This window comes from Exiguobacterium sp. ZOR0005 (genome assembly GCF_000798975.1).
Taxonomy (GTDB): Bacteria; Bacillota; Bacilli; order Exiguobacteriales; family Exiguobacteriaceae; genus Exiguobacterium; species Exiguobacterium aurantiacum.
Genome location: NZ_JTLB01000030.1, coordinates 1 through 17,985 on the forward strand (window position 1 = coordinate 1; position 17,985 = coordinate 17,985).

At 50.0% G+C, this 17,985-nt stretch carries 21 protein-coding genes; 20 read left to right on the forward strand and 1 reads right to left on the reverse strand.

Features of this window, described 5'->3' with window-relative positions; all coding sequences use genetic code 11:
• The 9 genes from L971_RS12745 to rsmI all read left to right on the forward strand — a co-directional run.
• Positions 1-1,581 (forward strand): aminotransferase class I/II-fold pyridoxal phosphate-dependent enzyme (locus tag L971_RS12745; protein ID WP_231557610.1); only part of this gene is annotated, 1,581 nt, incomplete at its 5' end.
• Between the two features lie 2 nt (positions 1,582-1,583).
• The gene (tmk, locus tag L971_RS12750) at positions 1,584-2,222 is read left to right on the forward strand and encodes a dTMP kinase (RefSeq protein WP_024372335.1); all 639 of its coding nucleotides are present in this window, start codon (positions 1,584-1,586) and stop codon (positions 2,220-2,222) included.
• Entirely contained in the window at positions 2,222-2,551 is a 330-nt protein-coding gene (locus L971_RS12755) for a cyclic-di-AMP receptor (RefSeq protein ID WP_024372336.1), read from the forward strand. Before tmk ends, L971_RS12755 begins: the two co-directional genes overlap by 1 nt.
• A 14-nt stretch (positions 2,552-2,565) precedes the next feature.
• A complete protein-coding gene (locus L971_RS12760) occupies positions 2,566-3,558 on the forward strand; it encodes a DNA polymerase (RefSeq protein ID WP_051151438.1) in 993 nt (330 codons plus the stop codon).
• Positions 3,559-3,564: 6 nt separating this feature from the next.
• Complete coding sequence (locus L971_RS12765) at positions 3,565-4,395, forward strand: stage 0 sporulation family protein (RefSeq protein ID WP_024372338.1); 831 nt, start codon at positions 3,565-3,567, stop codon at positions 4,393-4,395.
• A 23-nt stretch (positions 4,396-4,418) separates the two neighbouring features.
• Positions 4,419-4,754: a DNA replication initiation control protein YabA gene (yabA, locus tag L971_RS12770; protein ID WP_024372339.1), complete on the forward strand. Its 336-nt coding sequence runs from the start codon at positions 4,419-4,421 to the stop codon at positions 4,752-4,754.
• A 66-nt stretch (positions 4,755-4,820) separates the two neighbouring features.
• On the forward strand, positions 4,821-5,555 hold the full coding sequence (locus tag L971_RS12775) for a tRNA1(Val) (adenine(37)-N6)-methyltransferase (protein WP_047376186.1): 735 nt from the start codon (positions 4,821-4,823) through the stop codon (positions 5,553-5,555).
• Positions 5,548-5,826, forward strand: a complete 279-nt coding sequence (locus tag L971_RS12780; protein WP_024372341.1) for a GIY-YIG nuclease family protein — start codon at positions 5,548-5,550, stop codon at positions 5,824-5,826. Before L971_RS12775 ends, L971_RS12780 begins: the two co-directional genes overlap by 8 nt.
• Positions 5,798-6,667 carry a 16S rRNA (cytidine(1402)-2'-O)-methyltransferase gene (gene rsmI, locus L971_RS12785; RefSeq protein ID WP_024372342.1) on the forward strand — a complete coding sequence of 290 codons (870 nt, stop codon included), beginning with the start codon at positions 5,798-5,800 and terminating at the stop codon, positions 6,665-6,667. The genes L971_RS12780 and rsmI overlap by 29 nt, the downstream gene beginning before the upstream one ends.
• A gap of 16 nt (positions 6,668-6,683) precedes the next feature.
• On the opposite strand, the gene L971_RS12790 is transcribed toward rsmI, so the two are convergent.
• Entirely contained in the window at positions 6,684-6,977 is a 294-nt protein-coding gene (locus L971_RS12790) for an AbrB/MazE/SpoVT family DNA-binding domain-containing protein (RefSeq protein WP_024372343.1), read from the reverse strand.
• Between the two features lie 327 nt (positions 6,978-7,304).
• Here L971_RS12790 and metG point away from each other — a divergent pair, with 327 nt between their 5' ends.
• From metG to L971_RS12845, 11 genes are all read left to right on the forward strand, one after another.
• Positions 7,305-9,260 carry a methionine--tRNA ligase gene (gene metG, locus L971_RS12795; protein WP_047376188.1) on the forward strand — a complete coding sequence of 652 codons (1,956 nt, stop codon included), beginning with the start codon at positions 7,305-7,307 and terminating at the stop codon, positions 9,258-9,260.
• A 54-nt stretch (positions 9,261-9,314) separates the two neighbouring features.
• A complete protein-coding gene (locus tag L971_RS12800; RefSeq protein WP_029334016.1) occupies positions 9,315-10,082 on the forward strand; it encodes a TatD family hydrolase in 768 nt (255 codons plus the stop codon).
• On the forward strand, positions 10,082-11,371 hold the full coding sequence (locus L971_RS12805; protein WP_047376191.1) for a 3D domain-containing protein: 1,290 nt from the start codon (positions 10,082-10,084) through the stop codon (positions 11,369-11,371). Before L971_RS12800 ends, L971_RS12805 begins: the two co-directional genes overlap by 1 nt.
• Complete coding sequence (gene rnmV / locus L971_RS12810) at positions 11,364-11,924, forward strand: ribonuclease M5 (RefSeq protein WP_024372347.1); 561 nt, start codon at positions 11,364-11,366, stop codon at positions 11,922-11,924. Before L971_RS12805 ends, rnmV begins: the two co-directional genes overlap by 8 nt.
• Positions 11,921-12,799, forward strand: a complete 879-nt coding sequence (gene rsmA / locus L971_RS12815; RefSeq protein WP_024372348.1) for a 16S rRNA (adenine(1518)-N(6)/adenine(1519)-N(6))-dimethyltransferase RsmA — start codon at positions 11,921-11,923, stop codon at positions 12,797-12,799. Before rnmV ends, rsmA begins: the two co-directional genes overlap by 4 nt.
• Before the next feature lie 83 nt (positions 12,800-12,882).
• Positions 12,883-13,119 carry a Veg family protein gene (locus tag L971_RS12820; RefSeq protein ID WP_021065751.1) on the forward strand — a complete coding sequence of 79 codons (237 nt, stop codon included), beginning with the start codon at positions 12,883-12,885 and terminating at the stop codon, positions 13,117-13,119.
• 100 nt (positions 13,120-13,219) lie between these two features.
• Positions 13,220-14,083: a 4-(cytidine 5'-diphospho)-2-C-methyl-D-erythritol kinase gene (gene ispE, locus L971_RS12825; RefSeq protein ID WP_034798836.1), complete on the forward strand. Its 864-nt coding sequence runs from the start codon at positions 13,220-13,222 to the stop codon at positions 14,081-14,083.
• 73 nt (positions 14,084-14,156) lie between these two features.
• Positions 14,157-14,981: a pur operon repressor gene (gene purR / locus L971_RS12830; RefSeq protein WP_024372350.1), complete on the forward strand. Its 825-nt coding sequence runs from the start codon at positions 14,157-14,159 to the stop codon at positions 14,979-14,981.
• Between the two features lie 136 nt (positions 14,982-15,117).
• On the forward strand, positions 15,118-15,420 hold the full coding sequence (gene spoVG / locus L971_RS12835; protein ID WP_024372351.1) for a septation regulator SpoVG: 303 nt from the start codon (positions 15,118-15,120) through the stop codon (positions 15,418-15,420).
• 183 nt (positions 15,421-15,603) lie between these two features.
• Positions 15,604-16,959, forward strand: coding sequence for a bifunctional UDP-N-acetylglucosamine diphosphorylase/glucosamine-1-phosphate N-acetyltransferase GlmU (gene glmU, locus L971_RS12840; RefSeq protein ID WP_024372352.1), 1,356 nt, complete (start codon positions 15,604-15,606; stop codon positions 16,957-16,959).
• 45 nt (positions 16,960-17,004) lie between these two features.
• Positions 17,005-17,961, forward strand: a complete 957-nt coding sequence (locus L971_RS12845; protein WP_024372353.1) for a ribose-phosphate diphosphokinase — start codon at positions 17,005-17,007, stop codon at positions 17,959-17,961.
• The last annotated feature ends 24 nt before the right edge of the window (positions 17,962-17,985 follow it).

Genomic DNA, 17,985 nt, shown 5'->3' on the forward strand with positions numbered 1-17,985 from the left:
ATGCCGAACACGGAAGTTAAGCGCTTCAGCGCCGAAAGTAGTTGGGGGTCTCCCCCTGTGAGGATAGGACGTTGCCAGGCCAACGCAGAGACGATCAAGCAGATGCTTGGTCGTCTCTTTTTTGTATATCAATCGTTTAAAGGAAGGAGTATTTTTTATATGACACGTCAACCTAAAAAAAACCCTTTCACTTTCATGGAAGTGTTAGAGCAACACGTACGTGAAGGTCGAGTGTCGTTTCATGTGCCGGGTCACCATAATGGAACAGTCAGGCATTCAAGCCTCCCTACCCCGTTTGCTAAAATAATGCCTTATGATTTAACCGAGTTAGAGCATCTGGACGATTTGCATCAAGCCGAAGGAATTATCCATCAGGCCGAGGACGCGCTAGGAGCCTTATATGAAAGTAAGAGCAAATGGTTAGTCAACGGATCGACTGCCGGGAACTGGAGCATGCTAGCAACGACCGTGAAGCGCGGTGAGCGTGTATACGTTCAGCGTAACTCCCATAAATCTGTTTGGAATGCGATTGAGTGGTTAGGATTAGAGGCTGTGCTACTCACTCCTGAAATAGAGCGCGGGAGTGGGCTTCCGACAGTCGTCAGCCTCGCGACTGTCCAAGAAGCGGTTTCCCGCTACCCGGATGGAAAGGCTCTCTTGCTCACTTCTCCCACTTATTATGGAGATATGGCGGACGTTCGAGCCATCAGTCAGTTTCTTAACACATTTTCTATTCCATTACTTGTCGATGAAGCGCACGGTGCTCACCTTATTTATTCTGACCTTCCAAAACGATCTGCTATTTTTGAAGGAGCAAGTATGGTGGTCCAGTCCGCACATAAAACCCTTCCTGCGTTTACAATGGGGGCGTGGCTTCATTATAAAGAGAATATTGATGAAAAACGTTTATTTCACGCGTTATCCTCGTTTCAAACTTCTAGTCCTTCTTACTTGATCATGGGCTCTTTAGACCATGCGAGAATGTATTTGGAAAGTTTGACAGAACGCGACTGGTCTCATATTCAAACAAGTCATTTTGCATTTGTCATGGAACTGAGACGAGCCGGTTTCTCTGTCAAAGTCGGTGATGATTTCACTAAAGTGACGATACTGACCTATCCTAAAAACGGAATTGCCTTCAGTCGGCATCTCTCTTCTATAGGGATTGATATCGAACTTGCGGCGGAAGATCATGTGTTACTCTGCCTTCCATTACGGGAAGTAAAAATGGAAGAGATCGAGCATTGGGTTAAATTGATTAAAAACGCTTCGCAACACGTACCGCTTATTGAAGATGATGAAACAATCTATCCCTTTCCCGTGACGGAACGTGTATCACAGTTGCACACGCTATCCGATGAAATGAAGACAACTAGACTGTCGTTTGAACAGGCAGTTGGTAACATTGCTGCCGAGACAGTAATTCCGTATCCGCCGGGAATCCCGTGGATTCTAAAAGGCGAAGTGATTACGGATGAGAAAGTTCGGGTGTTAATCGAATGGATTTCACTCGGTCGGAAGCTTCAAGCGAGCAGACATGTTATGATGAAACAAATTGATGTTATCGTAGAGGAGTTTTAAGTGTGAAAGGTATGTTCATTACGGTTGAAGGACCAGATGGTTCTGGAAAGACGACTCAACTAAAGTTGTTAGTCCAGGCCTTGACCGATAAAGGGTACGAGGTTGTCACAACACGTGAGCCAGGGGGAACAAAAGTTGGAAACAGCATCCGTGAAGTGCTATTGTCACCCGAACATGATGAGATGACGGCTCGTGTTGAAATGATGTTGTATGCGGCATCTCGAGCTCAAAACGTAGAACAAATCATTCGTCCGGCTTTGTCGCGCGGCGCTGTTGTAGTCTGTGATCGCTTTGTGGACGCCTCAATTGCTTATCAAGGATTTGGGTTAGGCTATGATTTAGAGCAAATCTTAGCACTGAATGAGTGGGCGACAGGCGGGTTGAAACCGGATTTGACGTTTCTCTTTGACTTATCGCCGAGCCAAGCAAGCAGTCGAATGAAAGACCGAGGTCAATTGGACCGGATCGAAAGTCGGGACGAAGCGTTTCATCAACGTGTATACGACGGATTCCAAAGTTTGCTTGCCGAGCATCCGGACCGGATGGTTCGAATTAATGCGAATGAGACAATCGAGTGTATTCAGGATGAGGTATTTGATATTACGTTAGAGCGATTAAGAGAAAGAGGAGTGAATGCATGATGAAGATGGTTATTGCGATCGTACATGATAAAGATAGTGCACGTTTATCGGATGCATTAATTGAAGAAGACTTTCGAGCAACAAAGCTTGCGACAACGGGAGGGTTTCTAAAAGAGGGAAACACGACTTTCATGATTGGGGTTCCAAAAGAACGCCTTGATGATTTGCTATCTCTCATTAAGTCGAACTGTTCGAGCCGAGATCAAATGATCACCCCGATTTCACCGATGGGCGGACACGCCGACTCTTATATTCCTTATCCGGTTGAGGTGCAAGTGGGTGGGGCGACGGTATTTGTCTTGCCGATTGAAGGGTTTCATCAGTTTTAATGGGAGTGAGTCAGATGCGCTTTCAACAATTAGCTCAGTCTCAGACTGTAGTGGCAAAAGTCATCGAAAATTCGATTCTGTCTGAGAAAGTCGGACATGCCTACATTTTCTCAGGAGATTACGAACCGTATTTAATTGAGACGGCTCAGTTATTTGCCAAATCACTATTTTGTGAGTCGCCAGAAGGCGTTGAACCTTGTGGCGTGTGCAGAAACTGTCGACGAATGGATTCGGGAAACATTGTCGACTATATTGAGATGGAGCCGGATGGAGCCAGTATCAAAAAAGAACAAATTCAACAACTGCTAAGTGACTTGTCATTGCGAGGGGCCGAAGGGGACCGCCAAGTATATGTCATCCATCAAGCTCATAAAATGACGACACAAGCAGCGAACAGCCTCCTTAAATTCTTTGAGGAACCGGGTGTCGGAAAGCTCGCCATCTTAGTGACGACCCAACCACAACTTTTATTGCCCACGATTCGTTCGCGGGCACAGCATCTTGTGTTTCGACCAATCGATCGCAACGAACTCGCAGAAACGTTAGCGGAAGACGTTTCATGTACGAGTGATCTGGCCCGGCTTGCTCTCACGGTATATCCTAAATGGGAGGACGCCCGTGAAGTGCTTCATAACGACTGGTTTGTGCAGGCGTATGGGCTAGTGGTACAATTAGTTGAAGTATTGACAAAACGTCCGCAAGAATTGCTCTTGTTTGCCCAAGAGAAATGGCTTGGCCATTTCAAAGGGCGCAATGAATTGCGGGTCGGTCTCGAACTATTTGAAAGTTGGTTAGAAGAGTCACTGCGTTTCAAAGTACGAACGGAATATGTACCGCAATTGTTCACAAGAGAACAGGCTTTGTATCAGGCTTTTGTGAATGATCGATCGGTAAACAAAATCGTTCATGCCATTGAACACGTGCACGAGGCAATTCGACGACTCGAGGCAAACGTCAATCCTCAACTAACGTTCGAACGGTTAACGTTCGATTTACAGAAAGGATAAGAGAGCGTGCTTGAAGTAGTTGGAGTCCGTTTTAAAGAAGCGGGAAAAATCTATTACTTTTCACCAGGCGAAGCAACGCTTGAACGTGGGGACCATGTCATCGTTGAAACGGTGCGTGGTATTGAATACGGAGAAATCGTCCAAGTTGGAAAACAGCTTGGAGAGGATGAAGTCGTTTTGCCATTAAAAACGATTCTTCGTGTCGCTGATCATAAAGATGCTGAAATCGTTCAAGAGAATCGATTGGCAGCTTTTGACGCTCACGCCGTCTGTGAGGAAAAAATTCGTGAGCATCGACTTGAGATGAAACTTGTCGATGTTGAATATACATTTGATCGTAATAAAGTCATCTTTTATTTCACAGCAGAAGGACGTGTTGACTTCCGGGAGCTTGTAAAAGATTTGGCGAGCGTGTTCCGAACACGAATTGAACTACGTCAAATCGGGGTACGGGATGAAGCGAAACTGTTAAGCGGGATTGGGCCGTGTGGTCGGGTGCTGTGCTGTTCATCATTCTTAGGAGAATTTGAACCGGTATCCATCAAGATGGCGAAAGACCAAAACCTTTCTTTGAACCCAAACAAAATTTCAGGCGTCTGTGGTCGTTTAATGTGTTGTTTGAAATATGAAAACGATACGTACGAAGAGTTGAAGCGTGACTTACCGGACGTCGGGAAACGAATTAAAATTCCGGAAGGTGACGGACGTGTCATCGGTCTCAACATCTTAGATCAAATGGTGCAAGTTGAATTGAGTGACCGGACCCGAGTAGTGACGTATACGATTGACGAACTCGTTGAGGTCGGTGCGATCAAACGAAAACCGTCGAAACAGTGATGGGGTGCTGAGCAGTGGAAAGAATGGATAAAAAGGAAGTTATGATGCGGGTCGATGCAATCGAGCAACAAATGCAGTTGTTAACTGAACATCTAGGCGTGTTAAAAGAACAATTGGCCTACTTGCTCGAAGAAAATCAGCATATGTATCTCGAAAACCATCACTTGCGTGAGAAGGTAGAACAACTAGCGGAAGTGGAAACGATTGATGGGGACGCTCAAATTGCGCTATCAGGCAAAGGTCAAAACAACTTGGCGGCGCTATATCAAGAAGGCTTCCACATCTGTAATTTACACTACGGGCAAGTGAGAAAAGACGGAGATTGTCTTTTTTGCATGTCCATGTTGAACAAACATTAATACATTGGGGCGATAGACGGAAAGTCCGTCCGTCGCCTTTGTCGTTATTGTAGGAGGGAACGAAGCGTGACAGTAAAACAAGGGGAGCGCCTTGACGATTTGCTCGGACGCCCCGGAAAAATCATTCAAAGCGATGACGTCTTTTCATTCTCGCTAGATGCGGTCTTACTCGCCGAGTTCGTGTGGGTGCCGATTCAAAAAGGGAACTTGGTCGATTTGTGTGCCGGAACGGGAGCAATCCCTTTATTTTTATCGTATCGGACGAAAGGGAGCGTCACCGGTGTTGAGATTCAGCCGAAACTTGTCGACATGGCAAATCGGAGCATCGCGGTCAATAAGCTGGAGGAACGGTTACGCGTTGTGGAAGGAGACGTCAAAGAAGCGGCAACGGTCCTTGGACATGCCCGTTATGACGTCGTGACATGTAACCCGCCCTATTTCTTAGCGAATGAAACGTCACTTCGTAATCAAAAAGAGCATCATACGATTGCCCGTCATGAGGTGTTGTGCACGCTCGAGGATTGTATCCGATCGGCCAGTCAATTAGTAAAGCCTGGCGGGAAAGTGGCGTTCGTTCACCGTCCTGAACGATTGCTTGATATATTGACGCTAATGCGAGCGTACCGGATTGAGCCGAAACGGATGCAGCTTGTCTATCCAAAGGCGGGACGAGACGCCAACACATTATTGATAGAGGGGTCGAAAGATGGAAAAGCAGGACTCACAATTTTACCTCCGTTCATCGTTTATGAAGAAGATGATACGTACACGAAGGCGATGCGAGACATCCTCGATGCGTAAATATTACGCCTATATTGTCGAGTGCAACGACGAAACGTACTACACAGGCTATACGACCGACGTCGATAAGCGGCTCCAGGTGCACAATGCCGGGAAAGGCGCAAAGTATACGAGAGCCCGTCTCCCGGTCATGCTTCGGTATGTGAAGTCGTTTGATACGAAGCGAGAAGCGATGCAATACGAGTGGTCGATCAAACAGTTGACCCGTACGCAAAAACAAAAGCTGATGGAGGGGACGAGTAATGAACTCACAAAAAAGTTATCAGATTGATGGACCGACACTATACGTCGTGCCGACTCCCATTGGCAATCTAGAGGATATGACGTATCGAGCTGTCCGTACGTTGCGCGAAGTCGATTTGATCGCAGCCGAAGACACGCGTCAGACGATGAAATTATGCCGTCACTTTGACATCGATACAAAACTCGTCAGTTACCATGAACACAACAAGCAAGTGAGCGGTCCGCGACTGATCGAAGACATCCAACTTGGCAAATCGGTCGCTGTCGTTTCAGATGCCGGCATGCCCGGTATTTCTGATCCTGGCAGTGATCTCGTCCGTCTCGCCATCGAAGCAGACATTCCGGTCGTCGTCTTGCCAGGGGCCAATGCGGCGCTTACGGCATTAGTCGCGTCAGGTCTTGCGACGGAACGCTTCCTTTACTACGGGTTTTTACCCCGCAAAAAGAAAGAACGGGCGGATGTGTTGATGTCTCTGCAATATGAGCCGGGTACGCTCGTATTTTACGAGGCGCCGCATCGTTTAAAAGAGATGCTCACCGGCGTCAAAGCGGTATTCGGTGATCGAGCCGTCGTGCTTGGTCGCGAGTTGACGAAGACGTACGAGGAGTTTTTACGCGGCACGGTCGAAGAGGCGCTGGCCTGGTGCGAAGGAGAAGTGCGCGGCGAGTTCGTTGTTCTCGTGAGCGGTTCGACTGAGACCGCCCCGACGAACGACTGGTGGGACACGCTATCACCGCTTGAGCACGTGGACCGGTATATCGAAGACGGGCTCAAGCCGAACGCCGCCATTAAACAAGTGGCGAAAGAGCGCGGGTTACCACGCCATGAAGTATATGATGCCTATCATGAGGTCGACAAAAAAGAGTAAGCAAGGAATTCCTTGCTTACTCTTCGCTGTAGTAGTTCTCGAGCATGTTTTTCAACTCGACGAGTACGCGTTGTGCGCCTTCTGGTGAGAGAATCAATTTGCCGTCCGCCAACTTGAAGTTATCGTCTGAAACTTCGCCAGTGACTTGGCAAGTCATGTTCGGTTTATATTTTTTCAAAACGATTTGCTCGTTGTCGACGTAAATTTCGAGCGCGTCTTTTTCAGCAATTCCGAGTGTCCGGCGTAATTCAATTGGAATAACGACCCGACCGAGCTCGTCTACTTTCCGTACGATACCTGTTGATTTCATTTTGTGTTTCCTCCTCCAATGATGTCGAAATCTCTTGGTGACATGAATCGTCAAAATTCGACAATGTTGCTACAGCAAAAAGCATACTAAACTTTCCAATTGCAGTCAACTGCTTACTATTGGAAATGTCCATTTTCGAAAAAAGACGATAAAGGAACGATATACACCTAATTTTCCCCGAATGATAGAGCCTCAAACAAAGAAAGGATTTTTTTGGAACATTTTTTTGAAGGCTACACAAATTAATTCCAAACAATTGGTTTGGAAATTCTTTTGTCGAACCGTGTATAATGGAAATTGCAAATGTCGAAAGGATGGAGAACAATTATGGCGAAGCCTACTTTTTATATCACCACTCCGATTTACTATCCGAGTGCGAAACTACACATCGGTCACGCATATACAACAGTGGCCGGCGATGCGATTGCCCGCTACAAACGCTTAAAAGGGTTTGATGTCCGTTACTTGACGGGGACGGATGAGCACGGTCAAAAAATTCAAGAAAAAGCGAAAGAAGCGGGTGTCACACCGCAAGCGTTCGTCGATGAAGTCGTCAAAGACATCAAAGTGCTATGGGATCGTCTTGAAATCTCATACGATGATTATATTCGGACGACCGAAGATCGCCATAAAGCTGTCGTCGAGCACGTTTTCGAGACGCTTCTTAAAAACGGGGACATTTACCTCGGAGAATATGAAGGTTGGTATTCGGTACCGGATGAGACATATTATACCGAGTCGCAACTTGTCGACGGAAAGAGCCCTGACAGCGGCCACCCGGTCGAGCTCGTACGGGAAGAATGCTACTTCTTCCGCCTCAGCAAGTATGCGGACCGCCTCATCGAATATTTCGAGTCGCATCCAGAATTCATCTTGCCGGAGTCACGGAAAACAGAGATGATCAACAACTTCTTGAAGCCGGGACTTCAAGATTTGGCTGTGTCGCGGACGACGTTCGATTGGGGCGTCCAAGTCCCGTCAAATCCGAAACACGTCGTCTACGTGTGGGTCGATGCGCTCACGAACTACATTTCATCACTCGGCTACGGAGCGGAGAACGACGAACTGTTCAATCGTTACTGGCCGGCTGACGTTCATTTGGTCGGAAAAGAGATTGTACGATTCCATACGATCATTTGGCCAGCCTTGCTCATGGCACTCGACCTTCCGTTGCCAAAACAAGTGTTTGCGCACGGTTGGTTGCTTATGAAAGACGGCAAAATGTCGAAATCAAAAGGTAACGTCGTCGATCCGATCCCGCTCATCGATCGCTACGGGCTCGACTCGGTCCGCTACTACTTGCTACGGGAAGTGCCATTTGGAGCAGACGGCACGTTCACACCGGAAGCGTTCGTCGACCGGTTGAACTTCGACCTCGCGAACGACCTTGGCAACTTGCTTAACCGTACGGTCGCCATGATCAAGAAATACTTCGACGGCAACGTCCCCGCCTACGCGGGCAACGTGACGGCATTCGACGCCGATTTGCTTCGCGTCGTCGAAGAAACGACATTGAAAACAGAAGCGGCGATGGAGCACATGGAGTTTTCAGTCGCGCTCACAAACATCTGGCAGCTCGTCAGCCGAGCGAACAAGTACATTGACGAGACGCAGCCGTGGGTGCTCGCGAAAGATGAAGCGAAACGAGACGAGCTCGCGTCGGTCATGACTCACCTTGCAGGTGTTCTTCGCCACGTCGCCGTCATGATTCAACCGTTCATGACGCGGGCTCCGAAAGAGATGTTCCGTCAACTCGGCCTTGAAGGACAAGACATGTCGTGGGAAGCGCTCGATACGTTCGCGGCCTTCGACGGAGCGGTCGTCACGGACGGGACGCCGATCTTCCCGCGTCGGGATGTGAAAGAGGAAGTCGACGCGATTCAAGAGATGATGCGTCAAGCGTCGAAAGCGCGTGTGGAAGAAGAAGCGGCAGAAGAAACTCCGGACGAAGACGTCCGTCCTGAAATCACAATCGACGTCTTTGACCAAGTCGAGTTCCGGGTCGGGCAAATCGTCGAAGCCGATAAGATTAAAAAAGCGAAAAAACTGTTAAAACTTCAAGTCGATCTCGGTAGCGAGACGCGCCAAATCGTATCGGGCATCGCCGAATGGTATGCACCGGAAGAGTTGGTCGGCAAAAAAGTCATCGTCGTCGCCAACTTGAAGCCAGTCAAACTTCGCGGCGAGTTGTCTCAAGGAATGATTTTGGCAGCCGATAAAGATGGTAAGTTAGAACTTGCAACCGTATCTGAGAATATGCCGAACGGGGCTATCGTCAAATAATTTTGGGGGGAGACTTCGGTCTCCCTCTCTTCGTTTAAACAAGGAGGACGCACCATGCTAATTGATACGCATACCCATATTAATGCTGAACAGTTTAAAGAGGATGTCGAAGCGACGATCGAGCGGGCGCGAGAGGCGGGCGTGTCGCCGTTGCTTGTCGTTGGTTTCGATGATGAGACGATCACACGAGCCCTCGAACTCGCTGAAACGTATGATGACATTTATGCGATTGTCGGCTGGCACCCGGTCGATGCGATCGATTGCACACCGGATGACTTAACACGAATCGAAACGCTCATGGGGCATCCGAAAGTGATGGCGCTCGGAGAAATCGGTCTTGATTACCATTGGGACAAATCTCCGAAAGACGTACAGCAACGTTTGTTCCGTGAACAAATCGCCATCGCGAAGCGGACGAACATGCCGATCGTCATTCATAACCGGGAAGCGACGGCTGACGTTCTCGACATTTTGGAAGAAGAGCACGCGGAAGTTGTCGGCGGGGTGTTCCATAGCTACAGCATGTCGGTCGAGCTGCTTGAACGGTGCCTGCGTCTGAACTTTTATATTTCGCTCGGAGGGCCGGTCACGTTCAAAAATGCCAAAGTACCGAAAGAAGTGGCGAAGCGCGTTCCGCTCGAACGACTTCTCGTTGAGACCGATTGTCCGTACTTGACCCCGACGCCTTTCCGCGGCAAACGGAACGAACCGGCGTACGTGACATATGTCGCCGAAGAGATCGCGCTACTCCGTGACATGCCGTTCGAAGAATTGGCTGAAGCGACGACGGCTAACGCCAAGCGTTTGTTCCGTCTACCGTGATGTTGAAACGGATTACGTTAAGCATCGGGGTTCTCGTCGTCGCCGTACTCGCCTATGTGATGACCCAACCGGAGCCAATCACGATCATTGATGATGGGCTGCGCATCGAGCATGAGACGCGAGCCAAGTCCGTGCTTGAAGTGCTTGAAGAGACCGGTATTGAGATTGACGAGGCTGATTATGTGACCCCGGCCTTGAGTGCAGAGCTTCCGTCGGAGCGCATCATCCATATCGAACGGGCCAATACAGTGTCGCTTCAAATCGGCTACGGTCAAATCGAGACGATCGAGACACGTGAACGCACCGTGCGTGACGTGTTGTTACGTTACGGCGTCGCAGTCCGAGAAGGGGATGACGTTTACCCGGACGTCCGCACCCCGATCACCTCGGGGATGACGATTCGTTATCAGCCGGTCGTCGCCGTTAACGTTATCGTCGAAGACAAGGCGAAGACGGTGTACACGATGGCGACGACCGTGGAACAAGTATTACGCGAAGCAGGAGTAGACGTGTCGGAACGAGATACGATAAGTCCCGCGCTAGTCCAAACTGTACGGGAAGGCATGACGATCACGGTCAATACGAGCCGGGATGTCGTCCAATATGAGAATCGGCTCATCCCATTTGACATCGTCAAAGAAGAGGATGAGACACTTGAAGTCGGCCAAACCGTGGTGGCACAAGTCGGCGTCCCTGGACTCGAACGGACGCGGTATGCACTGACTGTTGAAAATGGTACAATTACAAATCGGACCGAGACAGGGATCGAAACGCTTCAAACGGTCCGCCCGCAGATTATAAAAGTTGGGACAAAGCCGGTGCCAGAACCGCTGGAGGACCAAACGGCTGAAGCGCCGCAGACGGATAGTCCGTTTCGGGAGGAAGCTGAAATTAAGATTGAGGAGACGCCGCGAGCCGAAGACGTGCTTGATTTTTCTTCGGCGAAGCAGCTTCTCGTCGAAGCGACCGCCTATACGAACAACCCGGAAGATACGATCACGTACGATGGTCGCGTGTTGACGCGGAGCGGGTACGACGTGACCGAGACGATCCTATATGAGGGATTGCGAATCATTGCCGTCGACCCGTCCATCATTCCGCTCGGAACTCGTGTTTATGTAGAAGGATTCGGCATGGCCATCGCCCTTGATACCGGAAGTGCCATCAAAGGAAATAAAATTGACATCATGATGGACACGAAGGAAGAGGCGGTCACGTTCGGTCGCAAACCGCTCACGATTTGGGTCATCCCGAAGCAAGAAGAGAAAGAAGGAACTGATGATGCGTGAAAAAATACAAGAAGTGATCGTCGTCGAAGGACGGGATGATACGACCCGCCTGCAAGAAGTGTATGACGTCGACACGATTGAAACGAACGGGTCGGCTGTGTCCAAACAGACGATCGAACGGATCAAACGAGCGCAAGAGACGCGAGGCGTCATTATCTTGACCGATCCAGATTATCCGGGCGACCGCATCCGGGCCATCGTCGAGGAACATGTGAAAGGGTGTAAGCACGCTTACTTGCCACGAGCTGAAGCGAAAGACAGACGTGGAAAGATTGGCGTCGAGCATGCGTCGCCTGCGACGATACGTCGAGTGCTCAGTGCGGTGTACGAAGATCGCATCGAAACAGACGTCCCGCTCGTGACTCGCAAAATGGTGCTTGAAGCCGACTTGATCGGCGGAGCGGACGCGGCCCGACGCCGGAAACGGCTAGGTGTGTTACTTCGAATCGGTGAACCGAATGCGAAGCAGTTCGTAAAACGGGTCGAGGCGATGCGCGTCACGACCGAGGAGTGGGAGCAGGCTCTCATCCAGTTAGAGGAGGAAAATCATTGAAAGACATTGCAACTATTCATCGGACGAAAGCCATTTTAGAACGACACGGCTTCTCGTTCAAAAAGTCACTCGGTCAAAACTTTTTGATCGACTTGAATATTTTGAATAAAATCGTCGACGCGGCCGAGCTCGGAGAAGCGAGCGGCGTGCTCGAGATTGGGCCAGGCATCGGTTCATTGACCGAACAGTCTGCCAAACGGGCGAAGAAAGTCGTCGCCCTCGAGATCGATCAACGCTTGTTGCCGATCCTTGAAGATACGATGGCGCCTTACCCGCACGTCCATGTCGTCCATGGTGATGCGCTCGAGCTCGACATTCAAGAGATCGTGGAACGTGAGTTCTTTAGCGAGGGCATCGAAGACATCTCGGTCGTCGCGAACTTACCTTATTATGTGACGACGCCAATCATCATGCGTTTGCTCGAGAGCCGCATTAAATTCCGTTCGCTCGTCATGATGATTCAAAAAGAAGTGGCGGAACGAATCGGTGCCAAGCCAGGTACGAAGGCGTATGGTTCCTTGTCGATCGCCATTCAATATTATGCGGAAGCGAACGTCAGCTTCATCGTCCCGAAAAATGTGTTCATGCCTGCCCCGAACGTCGATTCGGCGGTCATCACGTTAAAGATGCGCCCAAAGCCGGCCGTCGATGTGAAAGATGAGGCGTTTTTCTTCGAAATCGCTCGCGCCAGCTTTGCACAACGCCGGAAGACGATTTTAAACAATTTGACGAACCATCTTGGGAAAGACAAAAAAGTCGAGCTCGAACGCTTGTTACATGAAGCGGGAATCGATCCGAAACGTCGAGGCGAAACGTTGTCACTTAAGGAGTTTGCACGCTTGGCTGACACAATTTTACCACTTAAAAATAGTTGACGACCGAGAGGTGAGTCGCTATAATATTTATTCTTTATTTTCTTTTTCCAATGTGTTATACTTGTAACAGTGAGGTGAAGCGTATGCCAAAGACGTTACAAGAAATCAGACAGAAACTCGAATCGCATGTTGGAGAACGATTGACGTTGAAAGCAAACGGCGGTCGTAAGAAAGTCGTTACTCGGTTTGGAACGCTCGTTGAGACGTATCCTGCGGTGTTCGTCGTCAAGTTGGATGAAGATCATCATAACGTGGAACGTGTCTCATATAGCTACGCTGATGTCCTAACGGATACAGTTAAAATTGAATTCAGTAATTGATCGATAAATGAGGGGCGGATGCATTGGCAGCTGCTTCTTTTTTTGTGCGCTCGTTTACGGTACAATGGCGAACAGGAGATACATGGGAAGGGTGAACGATATGCGCACGATCAGTGTGAAAGCGCCGGCAAAAATTAATTTGACGCTCGACGTCCTAGGGAAGCGGACGGACGGCTATCATGATGTGGAAATGGTCATGACGACGGTGGACTTGTCGGACCGATTAGAACTGACGGTCCTCGATACAGATGAGATTCGGATTCAATCGGAGCACGCTTACGTGCCGAGCGATCATCGAAACTTGGCGTATCGGGCGGCCGATTTGTTGCGGAAACGGTTTGGTATCACAGAAGGGGTAGAGATCGTCCTCGATAAACACATTCCGGTCGCAGCCGGACTGGCCGGGGGTTCAAGCGACGCGGCGGCCACGCTCCGCGGAATGAACGAACTATTCGAACTCGGGTTATCACTTGAAGAATTGGCGGAACTCGGTGCCGAAGTCGGTTCAGACGTCTCGTTTTGTGTCATGGGTGGGACGGCGATCGCACGCGGTCGCGGTGAGTTGTTAGAGACGATCCCGTCACCTCCGCCGTGCTACGTCGTACTAGCGAAACCGAAGATCGGCGTCTCGACGGCCGACGTGTACCGGGCGGTGAACATGGAAAAAATCGTTCATCCGAATACGGGCGCGATGGTGAAAGCGATCCATGAGCGCGACTTTCACGCGATTTGTGACAACCTTGGCAACGCGCTCGAGGCGGTCACGCTCGAACTGCATCCGGAAGTCCGTCAAATTAAAGAGACGATGCTCCATTGCGGGGCGGATGGTGTGCTCATGAGCGGAAGTGGGCCGACCGTCTTTGCTTTAATCGAACACGAGCAGAAAGCCCATCGCGTCTACAATGGGTTGAAAGGTTTTTGCCCAGAAGTGTTCGTCGTTCGGATTCTCGGTAAAAAACATTGAACAAAGACGAATGAGTCTGATATATTCTGTTTAGAACATTCGTCTATTATTGTAAAAGTGAAGGGGAATCCGTATGAAAATTCGTAGAAGTGGTCGTCTCGTCGATATGACCCGTTATTTGCTCGACCATCCACATCAGCTCGTCTCGTTATCAATGTTTTCGAGCCGCTATAAATCCGCCAAGTCGTCCATCAGTGAGGACTTGGTCATCGTCAGTGAAATGCTGGCCCACGACGGTACCGGCAAACTTGTGACCGTTCCTGGAGCGGCTGGCGGAGTCATGTTCATTCCGGGCTGGAGCCAAGAGAAATCGCTCTCGATGATCGATGGGTTGTGCGAGCAATTGTCGAAACCAGAACGTCTGCTTCCAGGCGGTTATTTATATTTGACTGATGTCCTCGGCAACCCGCGTCAAGTCAAGCCGATGGGACAAGTGTTTGCCTCGGTGTTCGCCGATCGGAAAGTCGACGTCGTCATGACGATCGCGACGAAAGGGATTCCGCTCGCCTATGCGGTCGCCGAACAGCTCGGTGTCCCGTTCGTCATCGTCCGGTCTGACAGCCGTGTCACCGAAGGCTCGACCGTCAGCATCAACTATGTGTCAGGGTCGTCGAAAGCGATCCGTACGATGGCGCTCGCTCGCCGTAGCTTGCCACGCGGTGCCAACGTGTTGTTGATCGATGATTTCATGAAGGCCGGCGGGACGATTCGCGGGATGATGAGTTTATTGAACGAGTTCGAAGCGAATCTCGCCGGTGTCGGTGTGCTCATGGAGGCAGAAGGCGCCGAGAAGAAAATGGTGAGTGAGTATGTCAGCTTGATGAAGTTGACGAACGTCGATTCAGACGAAGGTCTTGTCACGATTTCACGCGGAAACGTCGAACAGTTCTTAAAGTGATTGGCAAAAAATTGATTTCGTTTTATGATGAAAGGGTATATGAGTCATACGGAATCAGTTGCGTTCGGTAGACGGCACCTCAACCTTGAATAAAGGACACCTTAGTATAGACAACGATGAAAAGGGGATGCGAAACATGCAGATCACAGACGTAAAAATTCGCAAAGTGGCAACAGAAGGTAGGATGAAGGCGCTCGCTTCCATCACGCTCGATCACGAGTTCGTCGTGCACGACCTTCGAATCATCGAAGGAAGCACCGGACTTTTCGTGGCGATGCCGAGTAAACGGACACCTGAAGGCATTTTCCGGGATATCGCTCACCCGATCAACGGAGAGATGCGTCAAAAAGTCGAAGCGGCGGTATTAGAAGCTTATACGCATACCGATGTCGCCTCGCATGAGACGTCAGAAGTGTATGACGGAATCCATGAAGCATAATCGGACAGCGGAACGCAATCTCGTTCCGCTGCTTTTTTGCGTGCGATTGGTTACGAATCGCTACAACGGTTGAAACGGGCTCGCCGTTTCGATATAGTAGAAACGGTGTAAATAGGATTTATATGCAGAAAACCCGAACTATAGTATGAAATTACAGTCGATTGAGATAGGAGCGAATCAAGCATGGATCGTTTTGCAGTCATTTTGGCAGCAGGTAAAGGGACGCGTATGAAGTCGAAGCTCTATAAAGTACTTCATCCGGTTCTCGGAAAACCGATGGTCGAGCACGTCGTCGACCAACTCGATAACATCGGGGTCAGTCGTCAAATCGTCATCGTCGGCCATGGGGCTGAAGCGGTACAAGACACGCTCGGTTCTCGTGTGGACTATGCGGTCCAAGAAGAGCAGCTCGGGACAGGTCATGCCGTACAGATGGCGGAGTCAGAGCTTGCCGGGAAACAAGGAGCAACACTTGTCGTCTGTGGGGATACGCCACTTTTGACAGCGGAAACATTGGAAGCGTTACTCGCACACCATGAAGCGCAAGGTGCGAAAGTGACTGTCCTCACGGCGATTGCCGACGACGCGACAGGGTATGGACGTGTCATTCGTGGTGAAGATGGTAACGTGACGAAAGTCGTTGAGCATAAAGACGCGTCAGAAGCGGAGCTTGCGATTCGTGAGATCAATACCGGAACGTATGTGTTCGACAATGAGTTGTTGTTTGAAGCGCTCCGTCAAGTCGGCAACGACAACGCGCAAGGCGAATACTACTTACCAGACGTCATTTCGATCGCGAAACAAGCAGGAGAAGTCGTAGCGGCCCACACGGCACCGACGTTTGACGAGACGATCGGCGTCAACGACCGCGTCGCTCTCGCGCAGGCTGAGACGATTATGCGCAAGCGCACGAATGAGCGCCTCATGCGTGCAGGTGTGACGTTTATGGACCCGGCATCGACGTATATTTCACCAGATGCGGTCATCGGCTCGGATACAATCATTTATCCGGGGACGGTCATCCTTGGAAAAACTGTCATCGGTTCAGAATGTGTCATCGGTCCAAATTCAGATATTCGTGACAGTGTGATTGAAGACGGCGCGACGGTACGTCAATCGGTATTGAGCGACAGCCGTGTCGGAAACGGGTCACAGGTCGGGCCGTTCGCCCACCTTCGTCAACAAGCAGTGCTCGGCGCGAACACACGCGTCGGCAATTTCGTGGAAATTAAAAAATCAACATTCGGGGACGGGGCGAAAGCTTCGCACCTCAGCTACATCGGAGACGCTTCAATCGGTGAGCGCGTCAACTTAGGTTGTGGGTCGATCACGGTCAACTATGACGGAACGAACAAGTTTGAGACGGTCGTCGAAGCGGATGCGTTCGTCGGTTGTAACGTCAACTTGATTGCGCCGGTCACGGTAGGAAAAGGCTCAATTGTGGCCGCCGGCTCAACGATCACGGACGATGTCCCGGAAGAATCGCTCGCGATCGCACGTGAGCGTCAAACGAATAAAGAAGGTTACACGAAACGATAACTTGCTGCCAATTACTATTGAACACGATGGAGGAGAATCCTAAACATGTCTACTGTATATGAACGTGAAATTCGCCTATTTAGCTTAAATTCAAACCGCCCGCTCGCTGAAGAGATTGCCAAGGAAATCGGCATCCCGCTTAGCGATTGCCAAGTGAAGCGGTTTAGCGACGGAGAACTTTACATTAACATCGAGGAAAGCGTTCGAGGCGATGATGTGTACGTCATCCAATCGACGAGTTCACCAGTCAACGAGACGCTCATGGAGTTACTCGTCATGATTGATGCGTTGAAACGCGCGTCGGTTCGGACGATTAACATCGTCATGCCGTATTACGGCTACGCACGCCAAGACCGTAAGGCTCGTTCGCGTGAACCGATCACGGCGAAACTCGTGGCTGACCTCCTTACAGTAGCTGGCGCCACGCGCGTCATTACAATGGACTTGCATGCCGCACAAATTCAAGGTTTCTTCAATATCCCAGTAGACCAATTACTAGGAGTCCCGCTCATCTCGACGTATTTCGAGACGGAGGAATTCAAAGCGAAAGATATCGTCGTCGTGTCACCGGACCACGGTGGCGTCACACGCGCACGGAAGCTCGCTGAACGTTTGAAAGCGCCGATTGCGATTATCGACAAGCGCCGTCCGGAGGCGAACGTGGCTGAGGTCATGAACATCGTTGGCAGCGTCGAAGGCAAGACGGCGATCCTCATCGATGACATTATCGACACGGCCGGCACGATCACGCTCGCAGCTGACGCTATCGTCGCGGCGGGTGCGAAAGAAGTGTACGCATCGTGTACGCACCCTGTCTTGTCTGGTCCAGCGATGGAGAGAATCGACAACTCATCGATCAAAGAACTCGTCGTATTGAATACGATCGATTTGGCTGGTCGCGAGTGTTCGAACAAGATCAAGCAAATGTCGGTCGCCCGTTTGCTTGGGGAAGCGATCATGCGTGTCCACGAGCACAAATCGGTGAGCACGTTATTCGATTAAAAAAACGAGGCCCGAAGGCGTCCG